Origin of the sequence: Nonomuraea rubra (assembly GCF_014207985.1) — a bacterium.
Taxonomy (GTDB): domain Bacteria; phylum Actinomycetota; class Actinomycetes; order Streptosporangiales; family Streptosporangiaceae; genus Nonomuraea; species Nonomuraea rubra.
Genome location: NZ_JACHMI010000001.1, coordinates 514,984 through 541,368, shown reverse-complemented (window position 1 = coordinate 541,368; position 26,385 = coordinate 514,984). Strand labels below are relative to the sequence as shown.

26 protein-coding genes are annotated in these 26,385 nt (G+C 69.1%); 9 read left to right on the top strand and 17 right to left on the bottom strand.

What is annotated here, in order from left to right:
- Window positions 1-21 precede the first annotated feature (21 nt).
- The 5 genes from HD593_RS02490 to HD593_RS02470 form a co-directional block, all read right to left on the bottom strand.
- A complete protein-coding gene (locus HD593_RS02490) occupies window positions 22-1,389 on the bottom strand; it encodes a hypothetical protein (protein WP_312903315.1) in 1,368 nt (455 codons plus the stop codon).
- A gap of 124 nt (window positions 1,390-1,513) precedes the next feature.
- The gene (locus HD593_RS02485) at window positions 1,514-1,921 is read right to left on the bottom strand and encodes a hypothetical protein (protein ID WP_185100511.1); all 408 of its coding nucleotides are present in this window, start codon (window positions 1,919-1,921) and stop codon (window positions 1,514-1,516) included.
- A gap of 204 nt (window positions 1,922-2,125) precedes the next feature.
- On the bottom strand, window positions 2,126-2,674 hold the full coding sequence (locus HD593_RS02480) for a hypothetical protein (protein WP_185100510.1): 549 nt from the start codon (window positions 2,672-2,674) through the stop codon (window positions 2,126-2,128).
- 293 nt (window positions 2,675-2,967) lie between these two features.
- On the bottom strand, window positions 2,968-3,498 hold the full coding sequence (locus HD593_RS02475) for an NUDIX domain-containing protein (protein WP_185100509.1): 531 nt from the start codon (window positions 3,496-3,498) through the stop codon (window positions 2,968-2,970).
- 351 nt (window positions 3,499-3,849) lie between these two features.
- Window positions 3,850-4,389 (bottom strand): ATP-binding protein, encoded by a 540-nt coding sequence (locus HD593_RS02470; protein ID WP_185100508.1) that lies wholly within the window; start codon window positions 4,387-4,389, stop codon window positions 3,850-3,852.
- Between the two features lie 180 nt (window positions 4,390-4,569).
- Between HD593_RS02470 and HD593_RS02465 the strand changes: the two genes are divergently transcribed.
- The 4 genes from HD593_RS02465 (at window position 4,570) to HD593_RS02450 (ending at window position 9,487) form a co-directional block, all read left to right on the top strand.
- On the top strand, window positions 4,570-5,427 hold the full coding sequence (locus HD593_RS02465; RefSeq protein WP_185100507.1) for a helix-turn-helix domain-containing protein: 858 nt from the start codon (window positions 4,570-4,572) through the stop codon (window positions 5,425-5,427).
- Between the two features lie 18 nt (window positions 5,428-5,445).
- Window positions 5,446-5,655, top strand: coding sequence for a DUF397 domain-containing protein (locus tag HD593_RS02460; RefSeq protein ID WP_185100506.1), 210 nt, complete (start codon window positions 5,446-5,448; stop codon window positions 5,653-5,655).
- A 252-nt stretch (window positions 5,656-5,907) separates the two neighbouring features.
- Window positions 5,908-8,988: a DEAD/DEAH box helicase gene (locus HD593_RS02455; protein WP_185100505.1), complete on the top strand. Its 3,081-nt coding sequence runs from the start codon at window positions 5,908-5,910 to the stop codon at window positions 8,986-8,988.
- Between the two features lie 259 nt (window positions 8,989-9,247).
- Entirely contained in the window at window positions 9,248-9,487 is a 240-nt protein-coding gene (locus tag HD593_RS02450) for a hypothetical protein (protein ID WP_185100504.1), read from the top strand.
- Window positions 9,488-9,546: 59 nt separating this feature from the next.
- Here HD593_RS02450 and HD593_RS02445 read toward each other — a convergent pair whose 3' ends face one another.
- From HD593_RS02445 to HD593_RS64200, 4 genes are all read right to left on the bottom strand, one after another.
- Window positions 9,547-9,900 (bottom strand): DUF6461 domain-containing protein, encoded by a 354-nt coding sequence (locus HD593_RS02445; protein WP_185100503.1) that lies wholly within the window; start codon window positions 9,898-9,900, stop codon window positions 9,547-9,549.
- Between the two features lie 476 nt (window positions 9,901-10,376).
- Window positions 10,377-11,402: a pectate lyase family protein gene (locus HD593_RS02440; protein WP_185100502.1), complete on the bottom strand. Its 1,026-nt coding sequence runs from the start codon at window positions 11,400-11,402 to the stop codon at window positions 10,377-10,379.
- A gap of 12 nt (window positions 11,403-11,414) precedes the next feature.
- Window positions 11,415-12,446 (bottom strand): pectate lyase family protein, encoded by a 1,032-nt coding sequence (locus HD593_RS02435; RefSeq protein ID WP_185100501.1) that lies wholly within the window; start codon window positions 12,444-12,446, stop codon window positions 11,415-11,417.
- Between the two features lie 322 nt (window positions 12,447-12,768).
- Window positions 12,769-14,349: a pectate lyase family protein gene (locus tag HD593_RS64200; RefSeq protein ID WP_221524580.1), complete on the bottom strand. Its 1,581-nt coding sequence runs from the start codon at window positions 14,347-14,349 to the stop codon at window positions 12,769-12,771.
- 199 nt (window positions 14,350-14,548) lie between these two features.
- Between HD593_RS64200 and HD593_RS02425 the strand changes: the two genes are divergently transcribed.
- On the top strand, window positions 14,549-15,151 hold the full coding sequence (locus HD593_RS02425) for a DsbA family protein (protein ID WP_185100500.1): 603 nt from the start codon (window positions 14,549-14,551) through the stop codon (window positions 15,149-15,151).
- Between the two features lie 88 nt (window positions 15,152-15,239).
- Complete coding sequence (locus HD593_RS02420) at window positions 15,240-15,761, top strand: hypothetical protein (RefSeq protein WP_185100499.1); 522 nt, start codon at window positions 15,240-15,242, stop codon at window positions 15,759-15,761.
- A gap of 67 nt (window positions 15,762-15,828) precedes the next feature.
- Here HD593_RS02420 and HD593_RS02415 read toward each other — a convergent pair whose 3' ends face one another.
- Together HD593_RS02415 and HD593_RS02410 are read right to left on the bottom strand one after the other, a co-directional pair.
- On the bottom strand, window positions 15,829-16,629 hold the full coding sequence (locus HD593_RS02415) for an endonuclease/exonuclease/phosphatase family protein (protein ID WP_185100498.1): 801 nt from the start codon (window positions 16,627-16,629) through the stop codon (window positions 15,829-15,831).
- A 27-nt stretch (window positions 16,630-16,656) separates the two neighbouring features.
- Window positions 16,657-17,115, bottom strand: coding sequence for a nuclear transport factor 2 family protein (locus HD593_RS02410; RefSeq protein ID WP_185100497.1), 459 nt, complete (start codon window positions 17,113-17,115; stop codon window positions 16,657-16,659).
- Window positions 17,116-17,198: 83 nt separating this feature from the next.
- On the opposite strand from HD593_RS02410, the gene HD593_RS02405 reads away from it, so the two are divergent.
- Window positions 17,199-17,732 (top strand): TetR/AcrR family transcriptional regulator, encoded by a 534-nt coding sequence (locus HD593_RS02405; RefSeq protein ID WP_185100496.1) that lies wholly within the window; start codon window positions 17,199-17,201, stop codon window positions 17,730-17,732.
- A gap of 12 nt (window positions 17,733-17,744) precedes the next feature.
- Here the strand turns inward: HD593_RS02405 and HD593_RS02400 are convergent, their stop codons facing one another.
- From HD593_RS02400 to HD593_RS02390, 3 genes are read right to left on the bottom strand one after another with little or no spacing between them, the layout of a single operon-like run.
- Complete coding sequence (locus tag HD593_RS02400) at window positions 17,745-20,015, bottom strand: xanthine dehydrogenase family protein molybdopterin-binding subunit (RefSeq protein WP_185100495.1); 2,271 nt, start codon at window positions 20,013-20,015, stop codon at window positions 17,745-17,747.
- A complete protein-coding gene (locus HD593_RS02395; protein WP_185100494.1) occupies window positions 20,012-21,004 on the bottom strand; it encodes an FAD binding domain-containing protein in 993 nt (330 codons plus the stop codon). The genes HD593_RS02400 and HD593_RS02395 overlap by 4 nt, the downstream gene beginning before the upstream one ends.
- A complete protein-coding gene (locus HD593_RS02390) occupies window positions 21,001-21,459 on the bottom strand; it encodes a (2Fe-2S)-binding protein (RefSeq protein ID WP_185111609.1) in 459 nt (152 codons plus the stop codon). Before HD593_RS02390 ends, HD593_RS02395 begins: the two co-directional genes overlap by 4 nt.
- Before the next feature lie 114 nt (window positions 21,460-21,573).
- Here HD593_RS02390 and HD593_RS02385 point away from each other — a divergent pair, with 114 nt between their 5' ends.
- Both HD593_RS02385 and HD593_RS02380 read left to right on the top strand, forming a co-directional pair.
- Complete coding sequence (locus HD593_RS02385) at window positions 21,574-22,230, top strand: TetR/AcrR family transcriptional regulator (RefSeq protein ID WP_185100493.1); 657 nt, start codon at window positions 21,574-21,576, stop codon at window positions 22,228-22,230.
- Between the two features lie 120 nt (window positions 22,231-22,350).
- Complete coding sequence (locus HD593_RS02380) at window positions 22,351-23,955, top strand: cellulase family glycosylhydrolase (protein ID WP_185100492.1); 1,605 nt, start codon at window positions 22,351-22,353, stop codon at window positions 23,953-23,955.
- A gap of 37 nt (window positions 23,956-23,992) precedes the next feature.
- On the opposite strand, the gene HD593_RS02375 is transcribed toward HD593_RS02380, so the two are convergent.
- From HD593_RS02375 to HD593_RS02365, 3 genes are all read right to left on the bottom strand, one after another.
- Window positions 23,993-24,346, bottom strand: a complete 354-nt coding sequence (locus HD593_RS02375) for a winged helix-turn-helix transcriptional regulator (RefSeq protein ID WP_185100491.1) — start codon at window positions 24,344-24,346, stop codon at window positions 23,993-23,995.
- Between the two features lie 5 nt (window positions 24,347-24,351).
- The gene (locus HD593_RS02370) at window positions 24,352-25,155 is read right to left on the bottom strand and encodes an NAD(P)-dependent oxidoreductase (RefSeq protein WP_185100490.1); all 804 of its coding nucleotides are present in this window, start codon (window positions 25,153-25,155) and stop codon (window positions 24,352-24,354) included.
- A gap of 70 nt (window positions 25,156-25,225) precedes the next feature.
- Window positions 25,226-26,239 (bottom strand): LacI family DNA-binding transcriptional regulator, encoded by a 1,014-nt coding sequence (locus tag HD593_RS02365; RefSeq protein WP_185100489.1) that lies wholly within the window; start codon window positions 26,237-26,239, stop codon window positions 25,226-25,228.
- Window positions 26,240-26,385 lie beyond the last annotated feature (146 nt).

The window sequence follows — 26,385 nt, the reverse complement described above, 5'->3', positions numbered from 1 at the left end:
TGTCACGCTCCATACTAGCGTTCACGTGTCGCGCCGCAGAGCGAGCGCGGCCGCCAGGCACGCGAACGGGATCGCCGGCAACACGTACCGATGGTCGAAGTCGAGCGCCGCCACCGGCGCGACCAGCAGGAACATCGCGAACGACCACGGCAGCAGCGCGGCCCTCCGCCCCCGCCGCAAGGCGCCCGCCCCGCCCGCCACCAGCAGCACCCCGAACACGGGCCCGTGCAGCAGCCAGGGATACGGGTAGGCGGCCAGCACCGACGCGAACGGCTCGACCGACCGCATCCCGCGGATGTCCGAGTCGTACTCGCCGCGTACCTTGCCGATGAGGGCGTGCTGCTCGGGCAGCGGCCAGGAACCGCGCGGGAAGGTCGTGTGCGCGCTGACCCGCTTGGGGTGGGCGACGGGCTGCCAGGTGAAGGCGAGCGCGGTGTCCTCGACCACCTCGCGCAGGTAGTCGAACGGCTGGGCGGCGATCGCGGCGACGGCGAACGACCTGGCCCGGTCGTTGTGGGCGAACCGGTCGCCGGGCAGGCGGTTGAGGGAGGAGCCGGGGGCCCAGACGTACTCGGAGGCGGCGTCGAGCACGGTGCCGTTTGGGCAGAGCGGGGCCAGGTCGGGTGGCGGCTGGATGCGCGAGCAGTCGGCGAACGTCATGGTCCGGGCCCAGAGCGCCACTCCGTCGGAGCCGCTCAGGGCGAACCTGCCGTGGTGCTGGGCGTACCAGCCGGCGTAGGCCAGCAGGGGCAGCCCGCCCGCCAGCACGAACGGCACCACCCGCCGCCACGAGGTGCGGCGCGCCAGCAGGAAGAGGGCGGCCAGGCCGAGCAGGGGCACGGCGGCGGTGCGGGTCAGCCCGGCCAGCGCGAGCAGCAGCCCCGCCGCGACCGCCGCCCTGGTGGAGAGCTGTCCGGTGGGACGCCACAGCAGGGCCAGCAGCGCGGCCGTGACGAGGAAGATCACTTGCAGGTCCGACAGAACGGCGTGCTCCAGCCGGACGAAGGACGGGTCGAACAGCACCGGCACCGTGGCCACCGTCGCCGCCCAGCCGGGCAACGACCAGCGGCGAAGCAGCACGTACAGCAGCACCGCGACGCCGAGCCCCATCGCGTGCTGGATCCCCGCCACCAGCTCCACGCTGTGGAAGGGGCGCAGGGCCCACAGGAACCACGAGTACCCGGCGGGGTGGAAGGCGCCCTGGGGCCGCAGGTGCACGGCCGTGTCGAGGTAGGTGAACGAGTCGTACCAGTAGAGCTGCGCGGTGTCGTACCCGAGCATGACCAGCACGCGCAGTGCGGCGGCGAGGACGAGCACGCACCCGAACACCCGGTACCCGGAACGGGTGGCGCCCTCCTGAAGGCGTGGCCGGGTCAGGGTGGTTGTCACGGACGTTCCCCCGAACGAGCGGGCCGGGCGGATCCCGGCCGTCGGGGAGGTAGTCCAGCGGGCGGCTCATAACCCGGCCGTCACCAGAAGTGGTTATGCCCGCGTTATGCCGATGAGCAGGGCGTCAGGCGGCGTCGAGGGCCGCGGTGATCTTGCGGAGCATCTCGGCCACGGGCGGGCGGGGCGCACCCAGGTGGGTCCGGGCGGCGGCCTCGACGGCGACGATGACGGTGCGGCGGAAGTTCACGGCCTCGGCCGGGTCCTGCTTGTTGAGCAGGCGCATGGCGCTGGTCAGGGACGGCAGGACGACGTCGGCGAGCTCGGCCACGGACTTGCCGCGCAGGTTCACGCCCTTGGGCCACTCGGCGAGCACGTGCCCGGTCAGGCCGGTCGCCGAGGCCAGCGCGATGGAGCCGTCGGTGGCGGCCCGGTGCGGCTTGCCGGCGGCGTCGGCGGCGGCCATCAGCGAGATCGAGCCCCAGGCGGCGGTACGCATGGTGATCTTGTCCTGGTGGGTCAGGGTGAGGGACATGGCGGGTGCTCCGTTCCGACTGTCGTGTCTTCGTGGCATCCACCATCGCCGGACGCTCTGATACCGGGCCGTCACCGCTCTGACGCGGCCACTGACACGACGGCGATCGTGCCTTCCAGGCTGGTGTCGCGGAGCGGCCGACATGGACCTGACCGCGAAGATCTGGCCGCTCGTAGCCGGATCCCTGGCGAGGCAGAGGAACGCTCACAAGTTCTCCCGCAACCGCAGGTACTCCCGCCCCGCCTTCGTGATCCTGACATATCCCGCCAGGTCGAACTCGTCGTAGGCATGCCCGTGGTCATCGCGAATCGCGTTGAGCCCGCGCTTCGAATCGACCGGCTCCACGAACCCCATGGCGTCCAGCCGCTCCAGTTCGAGCTGCAGCTTCCCGTCCTGCCGGAAGCGGGCGGGCACCGGCCCCTCACCGGCGAGCCGCCGCAGATGATCCCACTCGTACTTGGTCACCAGCCCGCTCAGCGCCACCTGCAGCGCCCGCAGCTCCGACTCCAGCGCCCGCTGCTTGGCCTCGGTCCTGTCCAGCCTCGCACTCACCCCGCCGGCGCCGATCGAGAAGTCGGTGATGGAGTACGACGAGGCCGCGAACCACACCCCGACCAGCAAGGCCGCCGCCAGCGCCACCTCGTGCACCTCCAGCCGGTGCGTCACCAGGCCCAGCGGGATGATCACGATGTAGGCCAGGTAGATGATCGTCAGCAGAATCGCGAGGATCGTACCGATGCGCCGCGTCTCCATACCCGGAGTGTGATGCCCCGGGCCCTTCGAGGAAAGCGGCCATAGACCTTGCCGGGCCGCCCTTCGGACTCAGAGCCTGCCGCGGATGTAGGTCCGGATGAATGAGACGGTGAATCCAATGGCCGGCGCGGGCGGCTTCGGAGAGCGCCCGGAAGGAATCACTGCCACCCTTCACATCCTGCAACACGAGCCGCCCGGTTGCGCACCTGTCAAGATCGATCAGCGAGATGCTCAGGGATGCCAACTCCGCGGGAACTGCGTCCAGGGCACATGTAGGGCAGGACACGGGCGGCCTATCGCCAGGTGTAGTTCTCGTCGGTGATGGAGGGCAGGTAGGGATTCCCGGCGGGGGCATCGGGCGCGGGCAGCGCGCTCACAGCCCTGCCGATCAGAGGATAAAGCGGCAGTTCAACGGCCTTTTGGTAGTCGATCCACTCGACGATGCCCGGCTCGCTGCCACCACCCGGGAGTTCGTCGTATTCGACGGTGGCGAGCCGGGCTCGCACCTCCGGGACGATGTGACAGCGGAAGGTCATGTGAATCTTGCGTGGAGGCGGGGTGGGGCCGGGCCGGGTGACCATCGAGTCCTGTATCCAGCACAGCTCGGGTGAGGTCGCGTCGGCGAGGTCGAGCTCAAGTTCCTCAGCGAGTTCCCTGCTCAGTGCGTCCAGGAGGTCTTCTCCAGTGTGTACGTTGCCGCCGGGCGTGGTGTAGTGCGAGCCGGACGGCCGGTCACGGCGGATCAGCGCGACCTGCTGGCCGCAGAACACCAGAGCGCCAGTACGGATCTTGATGCGGGAGAAGGGCCTCGTCGGGTCAGTCACGCAGGCAGTTGTGCCCAGATCTCACCGCTCGCCTCGGCCCAAGCCGAGGATGTCCTGGATGGCCCAACCACCGATCATCCGACACGCCCATCCAGAAGAAGGCCCCAGAGGCGCTTCGCCTGAGCGCATGCGAGCCACGCCGTCTCGTGCCGTTCCTCTCCGCCATCGGACCGAACCGTACGCTGGATGAACATCAGTCCACCCGCCTGGCAGAGCTCATAGATCACGGACATGCACTCGCATGTGTGGTCGCGCACCCGCACCCGCCGCGTCCGGCCGCGCGGCGCCCGCCAGGCGAGACGTTGATACCCGTCCTCGAACGGCACCGGGTGAGAGCCATGCCAGTCCTGGTCAGCCATGACGCGGGTCGCCTCCCACCCCGACCGCAGAGTAGATCGTGCGGAACGGACGACCGCTCGATGCCCAACAGCGGCTACAGGCCGTCCCCAGCAGCGGAACTTCCTCCCACATGCCCGCGCCAACCGGGTCGACCTGCGCGCCATCGCCCTCGCGCCACAGATCCGCCCACACCACCCGCCCTTCCTCGTCTCCCGAAACCCCAAGCCTTCCGGCGAGCGCGACAACGATGGCGCGCCCTCGGCCACCTTCGGCCAGATTTCCCTGACTGCCTGAGCGAAGCACTGGCTCATCCCAGCCTCCGGCATCCTTAACCGCGACCCGGGCACCGGCCCCGGCCGACCAGATCCCGACCGTGAAGACACTGCGCGCCGATCTGGTGTGCAGGATCGCGTTGCCGGCCAGCTCGACCAGGCACGAGATCGCATCATCACGGACCTGGGAGTCCTGGAGCAGGGCATTGGCAAGCCGTCGCACGTTCGCCAGCTGTACGCACTCGCCGGGGAAGTCGCCCCGCCACGTCATCCCGTTCATCGTCCCGCCCTTCGCCACCGCCGGTGGCGTCCGCCGCCACACGAAACCGCATCGATGTCACGCTGAGCAATCGATCCGATACTGACATGCGCTGTGCAAACTTGCATAGCGAAAAACTGAATAGCTCTGAGCTGCATGTTGCAGGTGTAGCCTTCGGGACAGCCGATCGAGGTGGTGACCATGAGCGGGAAGCGCGGAGTGACGCTCCGAGCCCAATGGCTCGGCAAGCACCTGCGAGAGCTACGCGAACGCGCCGGCCTCACCCTCAAGGAGGCCGGTGAGTACCTCCAGCGCGACGGATCCACGGTCAGCCGCTTCGAGGCCGGCCTCTACCCGGCCCGCACCCCTGACGTCCTCGCCCTCCTCGACCTGTACGGCGTCACAGCGCCCCAGGCACGCGACGGCCTGGTCCGCCTCAGCCGGGACGTATGGCAGAACGGTTGGTGGGACGACTACTCGGGTGACGTGTCCCTCGGCATCGTGGACTACGCCTGGCTGGAAGCCCGCGCCGAGAGCATCACGTCCTTCGACACTCTGGTGATCCCCGGACTCCTCCAGACTCGCGAGTACATGGAAGCCGTTATCCGCGCCGAGGACCCGGACGCATCAGACAAGCAGGTCAACCGGTGGGTCGAGTTCCGCCTCACCAGACAGGGGATCCTGACCAACGACGGTCCTCGCCTCTTTACGATCCTGGACGAATGCGTTCTCCGCCGCCCGATCGGCGGGCCAGAGATCATGCGCAGGCAACTGGCCCATCTCGCGCAGTCCACCTCCGCGCCCAACATCGAGATCCGGGTTCTTCCACTGCAGGCAGGTGCTCATGCCAGCCCCGACGGCGCGTTCCGCATCTTCGGGTTGCCCCAGCCCTTCCCCGCTGTGGCGTACGTTCCCACCCCAGCCGGCGCGATCTACGTCGAAGGAGAAACCGCCGACGGGCTTAAGCTGAAATATGACCGCATTCAGCGCAATGCGCTCAGCATCGAGGACTCACGGAGGCTGATCGCGGCAGCCAAGGAGAGTCTCGCCGACGCCTAGAGATGGAGCCACTCGGTCATGACCACACCTGAGATCGCCTGGCACATCAGCAGCTACAGCGCCGATGGCGGTGGGAACTGCGTGGAGGCCGGCCCGCTTCAGGACGGGTCCGATCGCGTGGCCGTCCGACACAGCAAGCTTCAAGGCAAGGTGATCGTCTATACCAAGGCCGAATGGCAAGCCTTCCTGGCCGGGATCCGTGCAGGAGAGTTTGACTTCTTCGATTGATCTCAGCGTGCGCTCGTCGCCTCCGCATGCATGCGCACCGCAGCGGCTCCTCCACCGGCACCACCACAGCCGTTTTCCCAGGTCGTTGGTGCACTTCGCATCGCATCCACGAGCTGTCCCCGAGTCCCGAGGCACTCCCCCCAGGCTTCTCCTTGGTACGCGCGATCGCGGATGAACGTGCCTGGCGGTCTCTTGTCATCCTGGTCGGCATCAGCTAGACATGTGATCTTCCAACGTCCCTGAGGGCATGAGATGACCGACGCTCCGATCCTGGGTCTCTACGACTCCTTGCTCACCGGCACGCTCGACGCGAAGATCAACGCCTGGCGGCAGGCTGGCCACCTGGTCGAGGTGTCGAGGATCGACGTCGAGGAGGTGGCCCATCTGCTCGGCCGTTTCGTCGGCGAAACGGCGGCGCGGGCCTTCGCTGAGCTGAAGGGACACCCTGACCAGCAGGTAGCACTGGCCAACCGGCTACTGGCGCTGCTCACCGAACCTGACACGGTTGCCGAGGGACCGAGCCAGCTCCTATCGATCGTGCAAGACATCCCGGGAGAAGCCGCTCCGCGTCGGCCACTGACGTCACTCTCGGAAGCGGCCCTGCTGACCAACGCCCGCGAGGACCCGAACCTGGCGCACGAGCTGGGGGCCGAGTTGGCGAGTGCCGACCGCGTGGATCTGCTGTGCGCATTCGTGAAGTGGTCGGGACTACGCATTCTGGAGAAGCCGCTTGCCGAGCTACGGCGTCGGGGCGTACCGCTGCGGGTGATCACAACCACCTATATGGGGGCGACCGAGCGGCGGGCGCTGGACCGGCTGGTCAACGATTTCGGCGCCGAGGTGAAGATCAGTTACGAGCGTAACTCCACCCGGTTGCACGCCAAGGCCTGGCTGCTACGCCGCCGTACCGGCTTCGACACCGCCTATGTCGGCAGTTCCAACCTTTCCCGCGCGGCACTGCTGGACGGGCTGGAGTGGAACGTTCGATTGTCGTCGGTGACCACCGCGCGGCTGCTGGACAAGTTCGAGGCGACCTTCGACTCCTACTGGAATCGGTCCCAGTTCGAGCCCTACGACCCAGCGACCGATGCCGATCGCCTCGATGAGGCGCTGGCCCGCTCCCAGGCGGGCAAGCAGTTGTTCGACATCCCTGAGCTGGTACCGCATCCCTTCGACCACCAGCGCGAGATGCTGGCCGATCTCGACCGGGAGCGCACCATCCATGACCGGCACCGCAATCTTCTGGTTGCCGCGACCGGCACGGGCAAGACCGTGGTGGCCGCGTTCGACTACCGCAACCTGCAGCAGCGGCTGGGCCGGCAGCCGTCGTTGCTGTTCGTGGCGCATCGGCGGGAGATCCTGGCTCAGGCCATGCGCACGTATCGGCAGGTGCTGGCCGTACCGGACTTCGGTGAGCTGCATGTCGGAGAGGAGAAGTCGCGGCACTGGCGGCATGTGTTCGCCAGCGTGCAGTCGCTAACCCGCCGGATCCTGGAGTTCGACCCGGAGCACTTCGATGTGGTGGTGATCGACGAGTTCCACCACGCCGCCGCACCGACCTATCGGCAGATCATCAACCATCTCAAGCCGAAAGAGCTGCTCGGCCTGACCGCGACGCCGGAGCGGTCGGATGGCACGTGGGTACAGGATGAGTTCTTCGACCGGCGGATCGCCTCCGAGCTGCGGCTGTGGGATGCGTTGGATGCCGATTTGCTGTGCCCGTTCCACTACTTCGGGATCAACGACGGCACCGACCTGTCCGGAGTGAAGTGGACGCGCGGCTCCTACGACGCCTCCGCTCTCGACAACGTCTTCACCGGCGACGACGCCCGTGCCCGGCTGGTGTTCAACGCGGTGCGCGACAAGGTGAGCAACCTGGAGACGGTACGCGGGCTGGGCTTCTGTGTTTCGGTTCGGCATGCGCACTACATGGCTGAGTTCTTCACCAAACATGGGCTGCCGTCACAGGCGGTGGATGGCTCGACGGAGGACGGCACCCGCAAGGCGGCACTTCGAGCGCTCGCCGATGGGGAAATCAGGTTCCTGTTCGCGGTGGATCTGTTCAACGAGGGTCTGGACGTACCCGATGTTGACACCCTGCTCATGCTGCGGCCCACCGAGAGTGCCACGATCTTCCTGCAGCAGCTTGGCCGCGGGCTCCGTCGTACGCCGGAGAAGGACGTTCTGACGGTGCTCGACTTTGTTGGGCAACACCGTAAGGAGTACCGGTTTGCCAACCGGTTCCAAGCGCTGACCGGATTCTCCAGAGGGCGCTTGGACAAGCAGGCCAAGGACGACTTCCCGCTGCTCCCGTCGGGGAGCCAGATCGTGCTGGACCGGGTGACCAAAGAGAGGCTGCTGGCCGATCTCAAGGTTCAACTCGGGGCGACGGTGAACACGCTGTCGCAGGAAATCCGCTCTCTCGCGGAGCTGTCGCTCATCAGATATCTGGAGGAGAGCGGGCGCGACATCAGCGATCTTTACCGCAATCGGCGCTACTGGACTTCGCTACTGCGCCGTACAGGACTGTTGGCCGGGCAAGTCTCGCCGCTGGAAGAGGAGCTGGGACGACGCGTCCGCGCGTTGCTGCACGTGGACGATCGAGCCCGTGGCGAGTCCTACGCTCGGCTGCTTCAGCCGGATGGCCCTCGCTACGCGACGATGTCCTCAGCCGATCAGGCCTTCGCTCGGATGTTGTTCTTTTCGTTCTGGCGCGATGGGGGTGGGTTCGCCTCCTATGACGAGGCGCTGGACCAACTGCGCGGCGAAGCGGCGCTTTGCGATGAGATCAAGCAGGTACTCGCCTACGGTATCGACCGGCCACGATATGTGGCCAAGCCGGTGGAGGTTGACGGTGTGCCGCTGGCAGTCAACGCCCGCTACTCCACCGACGAGGTACTCGCCGCCATCGGCTGGGCCTCGGTAGGCGGCCTGGTGCCCTCCACTATGCGCGAAGGCGTTGCCTGGAGCCCCGCCGCCCAGTGCGACGCTCTCTTCGTCACCTTGCAGAAGAACGAGAAGGAATTCTCGCCGCAGACCATGTACCGCGACTACGCCCTTACCTCGCGTCTCTTCCACTGGGAATCCCAGAATCGGACCAGCGCCACCTCGGCCACTGGTCGCCGCTACCAGAACCATATGGCGGAGGGTAGCCACGTGCTGCTGTTCACCCGCGAGCGTAAGGAAAACGAGCTCGGCCACCCGGAGGCCTTTGTCTTCCATGGCAAGGTCCGCTACGTAGAGCACCGCGGCGAGCGGCCGATGGGTATTACCTGGCGGCTCGATGAGGAAATGCCCGCAGACTTGTTCCGCCGCGCGGCCATCGCCGGATAAATGGCATTTATACACATCAAGGGCAGGCAATTTCTACGAAGGCCCTCAAATCCGGAGATGTTCCCGGGCCTCGTTAGGCAAGTCGGCAATGAGTGGACATGCTACAAGCAGAGACGGATGTCAGTGAGGCGTGAAGCGGCTGCCATGACGCTTCCACTACCATGGCGTTCATATAATTTGCGCTAGCCACACCAGCACTGTTATCCATGCCATCCGCGCCAACTCGGATGCGCATTCCCATGAAGACAGAGTGGATTACGTGAAGACCTTCACCGTGACTGTCGCCGGTACTGAACGATTTGACGGTGAAGCGCCATACACGTGGGTTGTACAGGCGCCCGATATGGCTACCGCGATCAACGAGGCCGTGGCCTACCACGCCCTGACGCAAGATCAACACTTGGCCGATCTGCAGATCGACCCTCTTCGCACCTTCGAGGGCCCACCCCCTCCCAGCTGCGGCTATTACTGGAACGATTTGCGAGCTCAGCGCCCCTGACCGTGTGCCCCAGGATCGCATCAGCGCGGGCGCAAACCGGCAGGGCGGAGTACGGCCCACTACCAGGCGATGATGTCCTCTTCGGGTTCGGGGACGACTCCACACAGGTAGGTAGCTTCCTCCAGCAGCCGAGGCGTCAGCTTGATCCCGGTGAGGTGCTCGGCCAGAAGGAACATCGGCCCTCTATGGGGGTCGACGAGCGGTGGGTAGCGGGCGTAAATCTCGTTCATGGTTTCTACGAGCTCGGCCGGCACTGGCTCCATGTAGCCCTCCTGTGCGATGAAGCAGAACCGGAGCTCTCCATCCTCAAGCCAGTAGAAGTAGTCGAGGGCTTTGATGTCGAGGCAATAGTGGGAGACCAGGCGGGTGCCTGCGGACAAGCGCGTGACGATGTCTGTGGTGATGCCGAGCACGGTGCCCGCATCTCGACGATCATCACCCAGTCACCGACGACTGTGATGCCGAGGAGCGCCCCGGATGAACTGCTGCCGCACAGCTGCTTGAAGGTCGCCGGTTTGAAGTCCTCAAGACGACCGCCGAGCCGGATCGCTATTTCTTTCGGCGTCAAGCCATGGACGTAGGTGATGCAGCCGCCGATCTCGGCCAGCTCGGCATGGTCCTTGTCGAACGGTGTGATCATGGCGCAATGCTCGCAGGCGCTGCCGGCAATTGGACCGGCTCGGGCCCACGTAACGAAGTAACGGGACTCGGACCAGGCCGGGGGTCCGGGGGCCGGGAGGCCTCCGGCAAGGGGCTGTGGGGGAGCTCGGCTCTCCCACAGGGCGCAGCCCGGAGCCTGAATGCGCGTAGCACTGCCTCAGGCGTAGGCCCGAGCTTTTGGCTGTGGCGCTGACCGGAGCCCGGACTCGTGTAGCGAGTTCAGTGGCGGTCAGAGTTTGCCGGTGCCGGCGCCGGCCTGGACTTTGGCGGGGACGGTGGAGGGGGCGTCGAGGGTGTACGGGTAGTAGGTGGAGGGTTCCGCCACGGTGCCGGATGATTCCGGGGTGCCGGAGTTGATGTAGAGGTTGTTGCGTTCTACCAGGCGGCCTGGGTCGCTTTCGGCGTAGCCGACATGGGTCGGGTGGGCGACGTTTTCGAAGTAGTTGCCTTCCACGAGGACGCCTGCGTTCTGGGTCGAGGCGATGCCGTACATCGAGTTGTTTCGGTAGTAGTTGTTGAAGACGTGGATGGGGTCGCCGAAGCGGGCGCGGGGGTGGCGCTGGTCGGTGCCGTCGAAGAGGTTGTGGTGGTAGGTGACCTTCAGTTTGCCGATGTCGGCGGTGTAGGTGTCGGAGTGGCCTACCAGGGTGGTCTTGCTGTGGTTGTGGAACTTGTTCCAGGAGACGGTGACGTAGTTGGACTCGCGCTTGATGTCCAGGAGTCCGTCGTAGCCGTTCGACAGGTCGTTGTGGTCGATCCAGACGTGGTGGGCCTTGTTGGTGACGCTGATGGAGTCGTCGTCGGCGTTGGTGAACTTGATGTTGCGGATGATCACGTTGTTGCCGGGGCGTGTGGTGGAGCCCAGTTGGAGGCCGCCGCCGGTGATCTCGGCGGTGGTGCCGAGGCCGATGATGGTTTTGTTGGCGACGACGGTGATCATGTCGCTGATCTGGATGCGGCCTGAGATACGCAGGATGAAGGGGCCGGCTCGGCCTGCGTAGTCCTGGAGTTGGGCGCCGGTGGTGATGGTGACCTCGGTGCCGCCTGCGCCGCCGGTGGTGCCGTTCTGGCCTAGGGCGTTGACCGAGGCGAAGCCGATGGGGGTCGTCTCTGCGGCGGTGGTGGTGATGGCTGACGTGGTGGTGGCAGTCGCTGAGGATGCGTGGGCGGCTGAGGTGGTGGTGGCGGAGATGGGGGTTAGGGCCGTGATGAGCAGGGCCGCCGCGACGGCCGGGCCACGGAAGAGGGCTGGCATGGTGAGGGCTCCTCAGATCTTGCCGACGCCTGCGCCCGCCGGCACGACGGTCGGGACGCTGGAGGCCGGGTCGGCGGTGTACGGGTAGAGGGTGCGGGGTTCGGGGACGGAGCCGCGGGTCTCGATCTCGTGGTTGCAGTCGACGAGGATGTTGTCGCGCTGGACGATGCGGCCCAGGTCGCCGCTGAACTCCACCCGTCCGGGGTTGTTGACGCTGAAGAAGTAGTTGCCCTCCATCAGGATCTTCGCGTCGTAGGTGGAGGCGACGCCGTAGCTGTTGTCCCGGTAGTAGTTGTTGTAGACGTGGGTCAGCTCCGAGAAGCGCACGCGGGGGTGGCGCTGGTCGGAGCCGTCGAAGTAGTTGTGGTGGTAGGTGACGCGCAGGCGGCCGACGTCCTGTGCGCCGTTGTCGTCGTCGTGGCCCAGGAGCAGGGTCTTGTCGTGGTCGTGGAACCTGTTCCAGGAGACGGTCACGTAGTCGGAGCCCCGCTTGATGTCGATCGCGCCGTCGTCGCCGTTGGACAGGTCGTTGTGGTCGATCCAGACGTGGTGGCTGAACATCTGCACGTTGATCAGGTCGTCGGTCGCACCCGACAGGGACAGGTTGCGGATGATGACGTTGTGGACGGCCTCAGCGGGTGGTGAGGTGACGTCGTCGTCCACGGGGAGGCCGATGTTGAGGCCGCCGCCTACCAGGCGGGCCGTGCTGCCGAGGCCGATGATGGTCTTGTCGGACGTGACGTCGTGCATGCCGTCGGACGAGCCCGTGGGGAGGGTGATCGTGCCGCTGACCTGGATGATGTACGGGCCGGGGCGGGCGATGTAGTCGAGGAACTGGGCGGTCGTGGTGGCCGTGACCGTGGGGCCGCCGGCGCCGCCGGTCGTGCCGTTCTGACCCAGCGCGTTGACTGCGGCGAAACCGACGGGGCCTGTGTCCACTACTGCGATGGTCGCCGCGGTCGAGGGAGGTGGGCAGGTCAGGGTGGCTGTGACGAGCAGGACCGTCGTGATGGTCGAGCGCCGTAACGAAAAGCGGACAGTCATGGCGAAAACTCCTTGAATCTTGTCGACGCCGACGCCTTCACCGAGTTCGGGGCCGCCCCCGTGTACGAGTAGTACGTGGAGGGTTCCTGGATGGCGCCGCCGAAGGGCAAGCGGGTAAAACGCGGAACTTGGCCAAGGCCGGGGGGCCGGGGGCCGGAAGGCCCCCGGCTAGGGGGTGTGGGGGAGCTCGGCTCCCCCGCAGGGCGCAGCCCGGAGCCTGAATGCGCGTAGCGCCGCCAAGCGGAGGCCCAAGCTTTGAGCTGGAGCGCTGCCCGGAGCCCTGGAGCGCCCCGGCCCGAGCCTTTACACCCGGAGCCCTGTTTCAGAGCTTGCCGACGCCGGCGCCGGCCATGACCGTCGCCTTCACGGAGCTGGGGTCGGCCACCGTGTACGAGTAGTACGCCGACGCCTCCTGCACAGCCCCGCCACAGTCAGGAGCCCCCGACTCGTCCACGAACACGTTGTTCCGCGCGACACACCGCCCACCCGGCCCCGCGTACGAGTTGGTCACCGGCTCCTCCACCCGCTCGAAGTAGTTCCCTTCGACCAGGCACCCGGCATCAGCCTGGCAGGCCACCCCGGTATCGGTGTTGTAGAAGTAGTAGTTGTTGAACACGTGCACCGGCTCCCCGAACCGCACCCGCGGGTTCCGCTGCGGCGTCCCGTCGAACCAGTTGTGGTGGTAGGTGACCTTCAACCGCCCCACGTCCTGCGCCGCGTTCCCGTCGTCGTGCCCGAGCAGCATGTTCTTGGTGTGGTCGTGCGTGTGGTTCCAGGAGACGGTCACGTACGACGACCCGCGCTTGATGTCGATCAGCCCGTCGTACCCGTCGGCCAGGTCGTTGTGATCGATCCAGACGTGGTGGCTGAACATCTGCACGTTGATCGAGTCGTCGGTGGCCCCGCGGAACGACAGGTTGCGGATGATCACGTTGTGCACGGCGTTCGGGGGCGGCGAGGTCACGGAGTCGTCGGCGGGCAGGCCGATGTTGAGCCCGCCACCGGTGATGCCGGACGTGGACCCCACACCGAGGATGGTCTTGTCGGAGGCCACGTTGTGCATGCCGGCCGGGACGGTGATCGTGCCGAGCACGCAGACCGTGAGCGGGCCTTCCTGGCCGATCGCGGCGATCAGCTCGGCCGCCGTGTCCACCGCCACGGTGGGACCGCCCGCGCCGCCGGTGGTGCCGTTCTGGCCCCAGGCGTTGACGGAGGCGAAGCCGGTGGGGGATCCGGACGGGGGCAGGCAGCTTCCCGGCGGGATGGTGGGGACGGTGGGCGAGGCCGTGGGGCCGCCGAGGTCCGTGACCAGCACGTCGTCGAAGGTGGCGCTGGCGTAGTAGCCGGCCAGGCCGGCGCGTCCCGAGCTGAACGAGGTGTCCGTGGCGGAGACCACCTGCACGTCGTTCACGAAGCCGCGCAGCGTCGAGCCGAACGCCTCCAGCCGGACCGTGTGCCAGGATCCGGGGGTGACGGTGGCCGCGCCGGTGGCGAGCGTGATGGGGGCGCCGCCGGTCCGCTTGCCGAGGACGGCGGTGCCGGAGTTGCTCAGGCCGAGGAAGTAGTAGCTGCCGGTGTTCTGCGCTCTGGCCAGCACCGCGACGTACCGGCCCGATCCGTTGAACGTGATCGGCTTGACGCGGGCCTGCACCGCCTGGTCGCCCCAGCCGGTGCCGGCCAGGGCGCGGGCGTCCGCGCTGGTGCCCGACTGCCGGTACGCCGGGGAGCCGTCGGTCACCACCGACCAGCTCCCGCCGGACCTGGTCCAGCCGGTCGCGTCGCCGTCCTGGAAGTCGTCGCCGAACAGCGTCGCGGCGGACGCGCTCGGGATGACCAGGAGTGCGGCGACGATGGCCGCGCCGAGCGCGGCACAGGCGAGATACAGAGGGTTGTTGCTGCGCACCGTGGAGCCTCCGGGGGGTGAGGGGCGGCGACAGGGCGCGTCGAGGGATCGGGTGAGCGCCGTATCGCGCTGCCTGACGGAACGAGCTTCACATCTTTATGCAACCGATTGTTAGGCGCGTCAACCCGATTGGTGTGCAGTTTTGTTGCAGCAACAGCAGAAGATCTTGCAAGCGATTGTAAGGCTTAGGCTGGTGATCATGGCTGTGGCAGACCTGTGGTTCGACCCGTCCTGCCCGTACACCTGGGTGACCGCGCGCTGGCTGATGGAGGTGCGGAAGGTGCGCCCGGTCGAGGTGCGCTGGCACGTCATGAGCCTGTCCGTACTGAACGAGGGCCGCGACGACGACCCGGAAGGCGACCCCGAGGGCTACCTCTGGATCCCGGTCCGCATCTGCGCGGCCGTCCAGCGCGACCACGGGCAGCAGGCGCTGGAGCGGTTCTACACAGCCCTGTGGACGACCGGCACGGGCGACTGGATCGGTGACCTGCGCACCGCGCTGGCGACCGCCGGCCTGCCGGTCGAGCTGGCCGAGCTTGGCCAGACAACCGACTGCGACCAGTTCGTACGCGCCTCGCACGCCGAGGGCATGGCCCTGATCGGCGGCGACCACGTGGGCACCCCGATCGTCGCGGTCACGCGCGAGGACGGCGAGCGGGTGGTGTTCTTCGGGCCGGTGGTCTCCCGCGTGCCCACCGGCGAGCAGGCCGCCCGCCTGTGGGACGGGACGCTGCTGGTGGCGGGCACCCCGGGCTTCCACGAGCTGAAGGGCAGGCCGCACGAGGACCCTCACCTAACGTAATGGCTTCTGCCGATCGCGTGATCCCGGCCGGTCGTGCGGGCTATCTTGGGTGCCCCCATCAGCCGAGGACGAGAGCGCACCAGTCTCCATGGACGAGCACGTCATCACCACCGAGTGGGTGGACGCCCCCGACGAGATCGCCTACCACGACTACGTCGAGGGCACCTACAACTCCTTCTCGTGCACCTGCGACCTGCCGCTGCCCGACCGGGACGCCGCCACGCGGCACGCCTCCGAGGTCGGACGGTGCCCGATGTGTCTCGGCTCCGGCACGATCTCCATCAACCCTCGCGAAAGCGGCGGCTGCGGCAGTTGCGCCGGCTCCGGCGAGTCGGAGCCGGGCACGGTCATGGTGCAGGCGCGGGTGACGGAGAGCTTCGTCAGGGAGGTGGCCGCGCTGCTGCCGGCGGAGTTCGGGATCCGTGACGTGGTGGCGGTGCTGGAGCAGCGCATGCCGGGCGGGGTCGAGGCGGTGCTGTCGGTGGCGGCGGGGCTGATCAGGTATCTGGAGGTGCAGGGCGCGGTGGTGCTGTGCACGGCGCCCGACTTCCTGCCCGGGGAAGGGGTGGAGCAGCGCTACGACGATCCGCGGTGGCTCCGCGTGCCCTGATGCTGATGGGGTGACCGTGACGGCGTGGGCGGCGGTGACCGTCTTCCTCGGGGCCCGCCCGGAGGGCCTACGGCGTCACCCACGCGTGCACCGGCACGTGGTCCGACCAGTGTTTCCTGGCGTAGTCGACGAAGCAGCGCCGCATGCGGCCGTCGGCGGCGAAGACGTAGTCGATCTTCCGCTTGCGGGTGACGTAGGTCCAGCGTGCGCGCGGGTCGCATTCGTCGCGGCCCTCGTAGGCGCGGGCGGCGTCGCGCGGCACCAGGTTGAGGTCGCCGCCGACGACGCCTCTGCCGAGTTCGAACAGCTCCCGGAGCTGTCTGTGCCGGTAGGGCTTGCCCTTCTGCCTGTCGTCGTAGACCGAGCCGGACGAGAGGTGCGCGGTGCAGAGCGCCCGGCCGGCCGTGCAGATCGCGGACCTGCGCAGGCCCCACGGCGGCGTGGTCAGCGCGTGCACCTCGAAGCGGGCGTCCCGCTCCGCCACGGCCAGCGTGACGCTCTGGACTCCGCGCGGCGCGCCGTTCCGGTCGGGAGCGCACTGGTACGGCGAGCCGTCCGGGTGCGCGAACCCGGCCGACCCGACGCTCCACGCCCGGCCGGTGCGGGTCTCCAGCTCGCGCTCCAGGTCGGCGTCCGCGCCCGCGCAGAACTCCTGGAGGAAGAGCACGTCCGCCTTGGTCGCCAGCACGGCGACGTGCCAGGCCAGCTCGGTGGTGGTGCGGCGGTAGAGGGGGCAGCTCCGGTACGTGCCCGCACAGACGTTCCACGTCATCACGTGGAGCGCGGGCGCCTGCGCGGGCAGGGAAACGGGCAGGGAAACGGGCAGAAGAGGGGATACCAGCCCGGTGATCACGAGAAATCTGAGCATCACCGGTCATTTCACCACGCGGGTGGCCTACCTGAGCGGTAGCACGTCCACGCCGCGCTCGTCCTCGCCGCGCGGCCCGAAGATGCGCCGCTCGGGCTCGGAGATGCGCACGTCGTTGATGCTGGCCTCCCTGCGCCGCATCAGCCCGGACTCGTCGAACTCCCACTGCTCGTTGCCGTAGCTGCGCCACCACTGCCCCGAGGCGTCGCGCGACTCGTACTGGAACCGCACCGCGATGCGGTCGCCGAGCACCGCCCACAGCTCCTTGCGCAGCGCGTAGTCCAGCTCCCTGTCCCACTTGCGGCGCAGGAACGCCCTGATCTCGTCCCTCCCGGTCACGAACTCGTCGCGGTTGCGCCACACCGAGTCCTCCGTGTACGCGAGCGCGACCTTGTCCGGGTCGCACGTGTTCCAGGCGTCCTCGGCGGCCTGGACCTTGATCCGGGCACTCTCCTCGGTGAACGGCGGAACGGGCGGGCGGGACATGGCGGCCTCCTCGACGCAGTGAGAACGGTCGTTCTCACGAGCTAGCCTAGAGAACGGACGTTCTCCGAAGCAAGCGAGGTGCCATGGAACACGCCGAACGACTCCTGACGGCGGCCGGCGAGCTGTTCTACCGGCGCGGCATCCAGGCCGTCGGCATGGACGACGTCAGGAGCGCCTCCGGCGTGTCGCTCAAGCGCCTCTACCAGTGCTACCCGTCCAAGGAGGCGCTGGTCGTGGCGTACCTGGAGCGGCGCGACGAGCGGTGGATGGACTCGCTCACCTCGTACGTGGCCGAGCGCGGCGACTCGGTCGAGGCGGTGTTCGGGTGGCTGGAGCGGTGGTTCGGCGAAGAAGACTTCCGCGGGTGCGGCTTCCTCAACGCGTACGGGGAGCTGGGCGCGACCTCGGAGGCCGTCGCGGAGGTGGTGCGGCGGCACAAGCGGAGGCTGCGCGACTACCTGCGCGGGCTGGTGTCCGACGACCTGCTGGCCGACCAGCTCCTCGTGCTGGTGGACGGGGCCACGGTCACCGCCATGGTGGACCCGGAACGAGGAGCGCAGGCGGCGCGGGCGGCCAAGGAGGCCGCCCGCGTGATCACAGCAGCTTGCCGAGCGTGAAAGGCGGCCCGATCACAGCAGCTTGTCGAGCGTGATCGGCAGGTCGAGCACCCGCTTGCCGGTGGCGTGCCGCACGGCGTTGGCCACGGCCGCCGCGGCTCCGGTGATGCTCACCTCCCCGACCCCGCGCAGCCCCATCGGCATGGTCGAGTCCGGCTCGTCCAGGCAGAGCACCTCGATGCGGGGAATGTCGGCGTGCACCGGCACGTGGTACTCCGACAGGCTCGCGTTCATGATCCGCCCGCTGCGGTGGTCGATCAGCGTCTGCTCCGACAGCGCCATGCCGATGCCCATCACGATGCCGCCGCGCAGCTGGCTCGCCGCCGTCCTGGCGTTGATCACGGTGCCGACGTCGAAGACGCCCAGCCAGCGGGAGACGCGTACCTCCATGGTGTCGGGATCCACCCGCACCTCGCAGAACTGCACGCCGGTCGACGCCCGCACCAGCCGCCTGCGCTCGCGCAGGGTCCTGGCCACGAAGCCCAGCATGCCCGCCTTGCTCTCCACCTCCACGTGGCTGCGGCCGGCCGCCTTGAGGATCTCCGCGTACGGCTGGCCCGCGGCCCCGGCGTACAGGCCGCCGTCGCGCGCCTCCACCTCGTCCGGCTTGCGGCCGCGCAGCGGCGAGCCCGGCGAGCGGCGGACCAGGCCGAGCAGCGTGCGCTTCAGCTTGGCGGCGGCGTCCTGCACGCCGGCCGCCGCGCTCGCGGTCTGCATCGAGCCGCCGGCGCCGGGCCCGACCGGCAGCTCGGAGTCGCCGTACTCGACGCGTACGGACGCCAGCGGCACCCCCAGCTCGTCGGCGGCCATCTGCCCGAGCACCGTCGCCGTGCCCATGCCCATCTCCTGGAGGCCGCAGCGCACCACGACCGTGCCGTCGGCGCCCAGGCGGACGGTGACGTTCGCCGGCATCCGCATCGACGGGTGGTAGGCCGTGGCCACCCCCATGCCGACCAGCCACCGGCCGTCCCGCATGGACCCGGCCCGCGGGTCCCGCTCGCGCCAGCCGAACCGTTCGGCCCCCAGCGCGTACGCCTCCCGCAACCTCCGGTGCGCCAGCTCCTGCCCGCCCACCGGGTCGCGGTCGGGCTCGTTGCGCAGGCGCAGCTCGACCGGGTCGAGGCCCAGCTCCCAGGCCAGCTCGTCCACGGCCGACTCCAGGGCGAAGGTGCCGATGGCCTCGCCCGGCGCCCGCATGAAGGTGTTGGGCAGCAGGTCGAGCTGGACGACGCTCTGCCGCAGGTGGATGTTGGGCGCGGCGTACAGGTGCCGGGTACCGGCGGTGATCGGCTCTCCGTGCCCGCCGACGCGTCCCGTCCTGGACACGCTGGTGTGCAGGATCGCGGTCAGCGAGCCGTCCGCGTCCGCGCCCAGCGCGACCCGCTGGATGCTGCCCGTGCGCCCGCCGACCGTGTGGTAGACGCCCTCGCGGGTGAGCGACAGCCGTACCGGCCGGCCCGTCGCGCGGGCGGCGAGCACGGCGAGCAGCGTGCCCGCCCAGACGGAGCCCTTGCCGCCGAACCCGCCGCCCACGTACGGGGACAGCACCCTGACGCCCTCCGCCGGCACGCCGAACCGCTGGGCCAGGTGCCTGCGCGTCCACGTGATGCTCTGCGTGGCCTCGTGGACGGTGAGCCGGTCGCCGTCCCAGACGGCGGTGGTGGCGTGCGGCTCGATCGCGTTGTGGTTGTGCGGCGGCGTGGTGAAGGTCAGGTCCACCGAGTGCGGTGCGGTGGCGAGCGCGGCCTGGGCGTCGCCCTTGTCGGCCGCGGCCTCGGAGATCATGTTCCCCTTCTGGGGGACGGCGTGGTGCTGCTCCGACGCGAGATCCACGGTGGCGGGCAGCTCCTCGTACGCCGGCCGCACCAGCGACGCCGCGTACCTGGCCGTCTCCGGGGTCTCGGCGACCACGACCGCGATGGGCTGGCCGTTCCAGTGCACCTCGTCGGTGGCCAGGTAGTTGACCGGGGTGCCGGAGACGAGCGTGCTGGGGTTGAGCATGCTCGCCTTGGGCGCGGGCTTCATGGGCGGCGCGTTCTCGTGGGTGAGGACGTCGATCACGCCGCGCACGGCGCTCGCCTCCGCCGTGTCGATGGCGGTGATGCGGCCGCGCGGGATGGTGGCGTGCACGAGCGCGGCGTAGGCCAGCCCCGGGTACGGGTACTCGGCGGCGAAGCGGGCCTCGCCGGTGGTCTTGGCGGGGCCGTCGACCCGGTCGATCGCCTGGCCGACGTACTTGGTGGTGCCGGTGGCCTGCTCGGTCTCGGCGTACTTGATGCTCATCGGGCCGTCACTCCCCCGTTCAGGTCGCGCAGCGTGGCGGTGATCGTGGCCACGGCGAGGCGGGGCTTGAAGGCGTTGCCCTGCCTGGTGGTGGCCTCCGCCAGCTCCGCCTCGGCGGCGCGCCGGAAGGCGGTCTCGTCGGCCGGGCCGCCGACCAGCAGCCGCTCGGCCTGTGTGGCCCGCCACGGCTTGGGCGCGACGCCGCCCAGCGCCAGGCGCACGTCGGTGACCGTGCCGTCGCGCACCTCCAGCGCCGCCGCCACCGAGACGAGGGCGAACGCGTACGACGCCCGGTCGCGGACCTTGCGGTAGCGGGAGTTGGCCGCGACCGGCGCGGCCGGCAGCTCGACCGCCGTGACCAGGTCGCCGGGGGCCAGCGCGGTCTCGACGTCCGGGGTGTCACCGGGCAACTGGTGGAAGCCGGCCATGGGGACGCGCCGGGTGCCGTCCGGGCCCTGCACCTCGACGACCGCGTCGAGGGCGGCCAGCGCCACGCACAGGTCGGACGGGTGCGCGGCCACGCAGCTCTCGCTGACGCCCAGGATCGCCGTGCCCCGGTTGAACCCGTCGAGCGCGTCGCAGCCGGCGCCGGGGGAGCGCTTGTTGCAGGCCGAGGCGTGGTCGTAGAAGTACGGGCAGCGGGTGCGTTGCAGCAGGTTGCCGCCCACGGTGGCCATGTTGCGGAGCTGGGCGGAGGCTCCGGACAGCAGCGCCTGCGACACCATCGGGTAGCGGGTGCGCACCCGATGGTCGGCGGCCAGGGCACTGTTGCGGACGAGCGCGCCGATCCGCAGCCCGCCGCCGGGCAGCTCGTCCACGGTGTCGAACGGCAGGCCGGTCACGTCCACGACGGTGTCGGGGCGTTCGATGCCCTCGCGCATGAGGTCCACCAGGTTGGTGCCGCCGCCGAGGAACCTGGCGCCCGGCTCGGCGGCCACGCGGACGGCCTCCGCCGCGTCGGCGGGCTTGACGTACGCGAACGGTCTCATCCCGAGACCTCCTTGATCGCGTCCATGATGCCGTTGTAGGCGCCGCAGCGGCACAGGTTGCCGCTCATGCGCTCCCTGATCTGGGCCTCGTCGAGGCCGCTCGACTCGGGCACGGCGCTGGGCATGCCGGCCTCGTACTCGGCCAGCATGCCGATCGCCGAGCAGATCTGGCCCGGGGTGCAGTAGCCGCACTGGAGCCCGTCGTTGCGTACGAACGCCTCCTGCAGCGGGTGCGCCACCCCCTCGATCGTGGTGATCTCCCTGCCGTCGTACTGGACGGCCAGCGCCAGGCACGCGTTGATCCGCACGCCGTCGGCGAGCACCGTGCAAGCGCCGCAGGCGCCCTGGTCACAGCCCTTCTTGGGGCCGGTGAGCCCGAGCCGCTCGCGCAGCGCGTCGAGCAGGCTCACCCACGGCTCGACGTCGAGGGACTCGACGGAGCCGTTCACCTTCATCCGTATCTCGGTCACTCGTATCCTCCCGGCTATGCACCGGACGCTAACAGAACGGTGTTCCCTTAACAAGGGAACGGTGTTCTTTTAAATCGGCGCCAGTATGCTGATGACGACATGACACGGTCGGCATTCCTCCGGGCCAGGCGGCCTGAGCACAAGCAGCAGCGGCGCGAGGCCATCCTCGCCGCCGCCCGCGAGCTCGCCCGCGCCTCCGGAGTACGCAACGTGAGCCTGGGCGCCGTGGCCGAGGCCGTCGGGCTGGCCAAGTCGAACATCGTGCGGTATTTCGGTACCCGCGAGGAGATCTATCTGGAGCTGCTCATCGAGGAGTGGGGGCAGTGGGCCGAGGCCGCCTCCGACCGGCTGCGCACGGCCGGCTCCGCGGAGGCGGCGGTGACCGTGCTGGCCGAGACGGTCTGCGACCGGCCGCTCTTCTGCGACCTGCTCAGCCACACCTCCACCAGCCTGGAGCACAACGTGTCGGTCCCCGCGGCGCGCGCGTTCAAGCACGCGGTGCACGACCGGCTCGCCGAGATGGGCGTCGCGATCGCCGCCGTGACCGACCTGACCGAGCGCGAGGGAGGCGAGCTGGCCGCCGCCGCCAGCGGCCTGGCCGGCATGCTCTATCCGGCGTCCAACCCGCCGCCCGCGCTCGCCCAGGTGTACGCCGAGGACCCCGAGCTGGCGGCGTCCTGCCCCGTGCTGCTGCCCACGCTCGTCCGCGCGCTCAGAGCCCTCGCGGCCGGCCTGCCCACGCTCAGGGACGAGTGAAAGTTTCACCCCTCTCCAGGCATTCCTGACCGTCCGGCCTCGCCTTCCTGTACATCGGGGCGGTTTCCGCAGACCATGTGCCCGATACCTAACCGGTTAACAACCAGAAGGGCACCCCCCATGATCAAACGACTCGGGCTCGCGGCGGCGGCGCTCCTGTCGCTGCTCGTCTCGATGCTGATCGTCCCGGCTCCCGCCCACGCCGCGGTCGGGCTCCGGGTCAGCGGCACCAGGATTCTGGAGGCCAACGGGAACGCGTTCGTCATGCGCGGCGTCAGCCACGCGCACACCTGGTACACGAACCAGACGGGCTCCTTCGCCAACATCAAGGCGCTGCGCGCCAACACCGTGCGCGTGGTGCTCAGCGGCGGCCGGTGGACCCCGAACAGCGCCTCCGACGTGGCCAACGTCGTCTCCCTGTGCCGACAGAACCGGTTAATATGCGTGCTTGAGAACCACGACACCACCGGGTACGGCGAGCAGAGCGGCGCGTACACGCTCGACCAGGCGGTCGACTACTGGAGCAGCGTCCGCAGCGCCCTGACCGGCACCGAGAACTTCATCATCGTCAACATCGGCAACGAGCCGTACGGCAACAACAACGTCTCCGCCTGGACCGCCGCGACCACGAGCGCGATCACCCGCATGCGCACCCTCGGCTTCCAGCACATGCTGATGGTGGACGCGCCCAACTGGGGCCAGGACTGGCAGTTCACCATGCGTGACAACGCCCGCACCGTCGCCGCCGCGGACACGCAGCAGAACACGGTGTTCTCGGTCCACATGTACGGCGTCTTCGACACCGCCGCCGAGATCACCGCCTACCTGGACGCCTTCCAGACCGCCGGGCTGCCGCTGGTGATCGGCGAGTTCGGCCACAACCACTCCGACGGCAACCCGGACGAGGACACCATCATGGCGCAGGCCGTCTCGCGCGGCCTCGGCTACATCGGCTGGTCGTGGAGCGGCAACGGCGGCGGCGTCGAGTACCTCGACATGGTCACCAACTTCTCCCCGACCGCGCTCACCTCCTGGGGCCAGCGCATCTTCAACGGCGCCAACGGCATCGCGGCCACCTCCCGCGAGGCCACCTTCTTCGGCGGCGGCACCGACACCACCGCCCCGACCACACCCGGCACCCCGTCGTCGTCCGGGGTCACCTCCACCGGCGCCACCCTGACCTGGACGGCCTCCACCGACGCCGGCGGCTCCGGGCTGGCGGGCTACGACGTCTACCGCGAGCAGGGCAGCACCGACCCGCTGCTCGGCTCGACCACCACCAACTCCGTCAGCCTCACCGGCCTGACGCCCGCCACCCAGTACCAGGTGTACGTCCGGGCGCGTGACGGCGCGGGCAACCAGTCCACCGCCTCGGCCACCACCACCTTCACCACCACCTCCGGCGGCGGGAACGGCGGCTGCACGGCCGCCGGCACCGTGCAGAGCCAGTGGAGCGGCGGCTACGTCGTCCAGCCGGTCACGGTCACCAACACCGGCACGTCGGGCATCACCGGCTGGACCGTCACCTTCACGCTTCCCGCCGGGCACACGCTGGCCGGGTCGTGGAACGCCACGGTGACGACCAGCGGGCAGACGGTCACAGCGAAGAACGCCGGCTACAACGGCACCGTGGGAGGGGGAGGCAGCACCGGCTTCGGCTTCCAGGTCAGCCGCCCGGGCGGGAACACCGCCACGGTCGGCTCGTACACCTGCGCGGCCTCCTGACGGACACCCAGGGCCGCCCTCCGGGGCGGCCCGCTCTTCACTCCTCGCCGTGGGTGGGGACGAGGCCGAGCTCGTTCATGCGGCGGGCGCCCCACTCCCCCAGGGCGCCCAGCGCCGCGTAGAGCGCGACCCCGGCGTCCGTCAGCTCGTACTCGACCCGGGGCACCGTCTCGTCGAACACGGTCCGCCGGACGATCCCGTCCGCCTCCAGCTCGCGCAGTTGCTGGGCGAGGACCTTCTCGCTGATGCCGGGCAGGCTGCGGCGCAGTTCGCCGAAGCGGCGCAGCCGCTCGTCCAGCGCCCACAGGATCAGCGCTTTCCACTTGCCGTCGACGACGTCCATGGCGGCGTCGAGGGCGCAGATGTAGGGCGGGTTACGCACCGGCCCCATGGTAGTCAGGCGGCGGCGCGGCGCATCCGCCACAGCGACGCGCGCAGGTGGCCGGCGAGGTCCTCCGGCACGCCCGCCTCCTGGGAGGCGGCGAGCATGTTCTCCAGGCCGGTCGCCTGCATCGCGGGGTTGTACTCCTCGGGAACGGACTCGCTCATGTCGGCGCCGCCCACCATGAACGGGAGCATCTGCTCCATCCACGGCCCCAGCACCTCGCGCTTGAACGCCTCCACGTCGCCGCCCTCGCGGTGGACCATGGTCACGGCGTGGTCCGCTCCGGCGCTCATGCCGTACATGCCGCTGAGGGCCGCCATGTCGTACAGCGCCGCGAAGCCGGGGTCCGCGCCCACCCACTGAGGACGGCCGATGGGCGCGAGCACGGGGGCGACCCGGTCGAACAGGTCGCGGGCGCCGCTGTAGAGGATGAAGGCGCCGTCGGTGCCCACCGTCGGGGGCACCGCCATGATGCCGCCGGCGAGGAGCCGAACCCCGTGCCCGTCCAGCCAGCCGGCGAGCCGGCGTGCCTGCCGTGCGGAGCCGCTGGTGAGGTTGACCAGGGTGGCGCCGTCCAGCTTCGGCGCCACCGGGGCCAGCGTCTCGCGCACGCTGGCGTCGTCCAGCAGGCAGACCACCGTGAGGTCGCCCGCCTCGATCGCCTCTTCCACGCTCGACGCCTCCCGCGCGCCGAGCCCGCCCGCCTTCCCGGGGGTACGGTTCCAGACCGTCACTTCGCGACCGGCCGCGAGGAGCGCGCTCGCCAGCGCGCGCCCCATGGCTCCCAGTCCGAGGATGCTCACGTGTTCGTTCATGCGCACCACTGTTGCCGCGGCCCGGTTCGCGCTACAAGAACGCACTTTGAAGTGCGTGGTTACCCGCAGGTTAGGAGACCCCGGGCGGCGAGGTGGAGTCTCGGATCACGAGTTGGCAGGGCAGCGTGTGCACCCCGGGCGTGGCCTTGCCGTCGATGGCAGCGAAGAGGTGTTGCGCCGCGGTCCGGCCCAGCACCTCCAGGTTCATGTCCACGGTCGTCAGCGCGGGCCGCGTCTCGGTGGAGAGCACCTCCCAGTTGTCGTAGCCGACCACCGCGAGGTCGTCGGGCACCCGCCGCCCGCGCTCGCGCACGGCCTCCACGAACCCGGCCGCGATCTGGTCGCTGCCGCAGAACACCGCGTCGATCTCCGGCTCGGCCATCAGCAACATCTCGGCCGCGTGCCGCCCCCACCGCTGCGACCACACCCCTGACAACGTCTGCCCCGCCTGCTGGACCCCGGCCTCGGCCAGCGCCCGGCGCAGCCCCTCCTCGCGGTCGCGGGCCGCCTTGTAGTGGGCGGGCCCGGTGACGTGCGCGATCCGCCGCCGTCCCAGGGCGAGCAGGTGGTTGACGGCCATCGCCGCCGCGCCCACGTCGTCGGGGACGAACGACACGTCCGACGGGTCCTCGGACGGCCCGTACGCGTACACCACGGGCACCGGCAGGTCCTTGCTCACGGACGGCCGCGGGTTCGTGCTCTCCCCCACCACGATCAGCCCGTCCACGCGCCGCGACAGCAGGGCGCGCAGGTGGTGCTGCTCCCTGATCGCGTCCCCGCGCGCGTCGCACAGCAGCACCGCCATCTCCCCGGCGCCGAACGCGTCCTCGGCCCCCAGCAGCACGGGGATGCCGAACCGGCCGACGCTGTCGGAGGTCAGCAGCCCGACAGTCCTGGTCTGGCCCGAGAGCAGCCCTCTGGCCAGGGCGTTCGGCTGGAAGGAGAGCTCGGCCGCGGCGGCGAGCACGCGTTCGCGCGTGGCCGCCCGCACGTCCTGGCGCCCGTTGAGCGCCTTGGAGGCCGTGGCGATCGATACCCCCGCCAGCGAGGCCACGTCGTTGATGGTCGCCCGCTTACCCGCCATACGTCGAAACCCTTTTCGTGAATTGTGAACCGCTTAGCACCTTAGCACCCATTGACATGGGCTCATGTTTCTTCTACGTTTCCGAAAACCTTTAAGTCCAGGAGCACATCATGAGACGAAGGCTGGCCGGGATCTCCCTCCTCGGT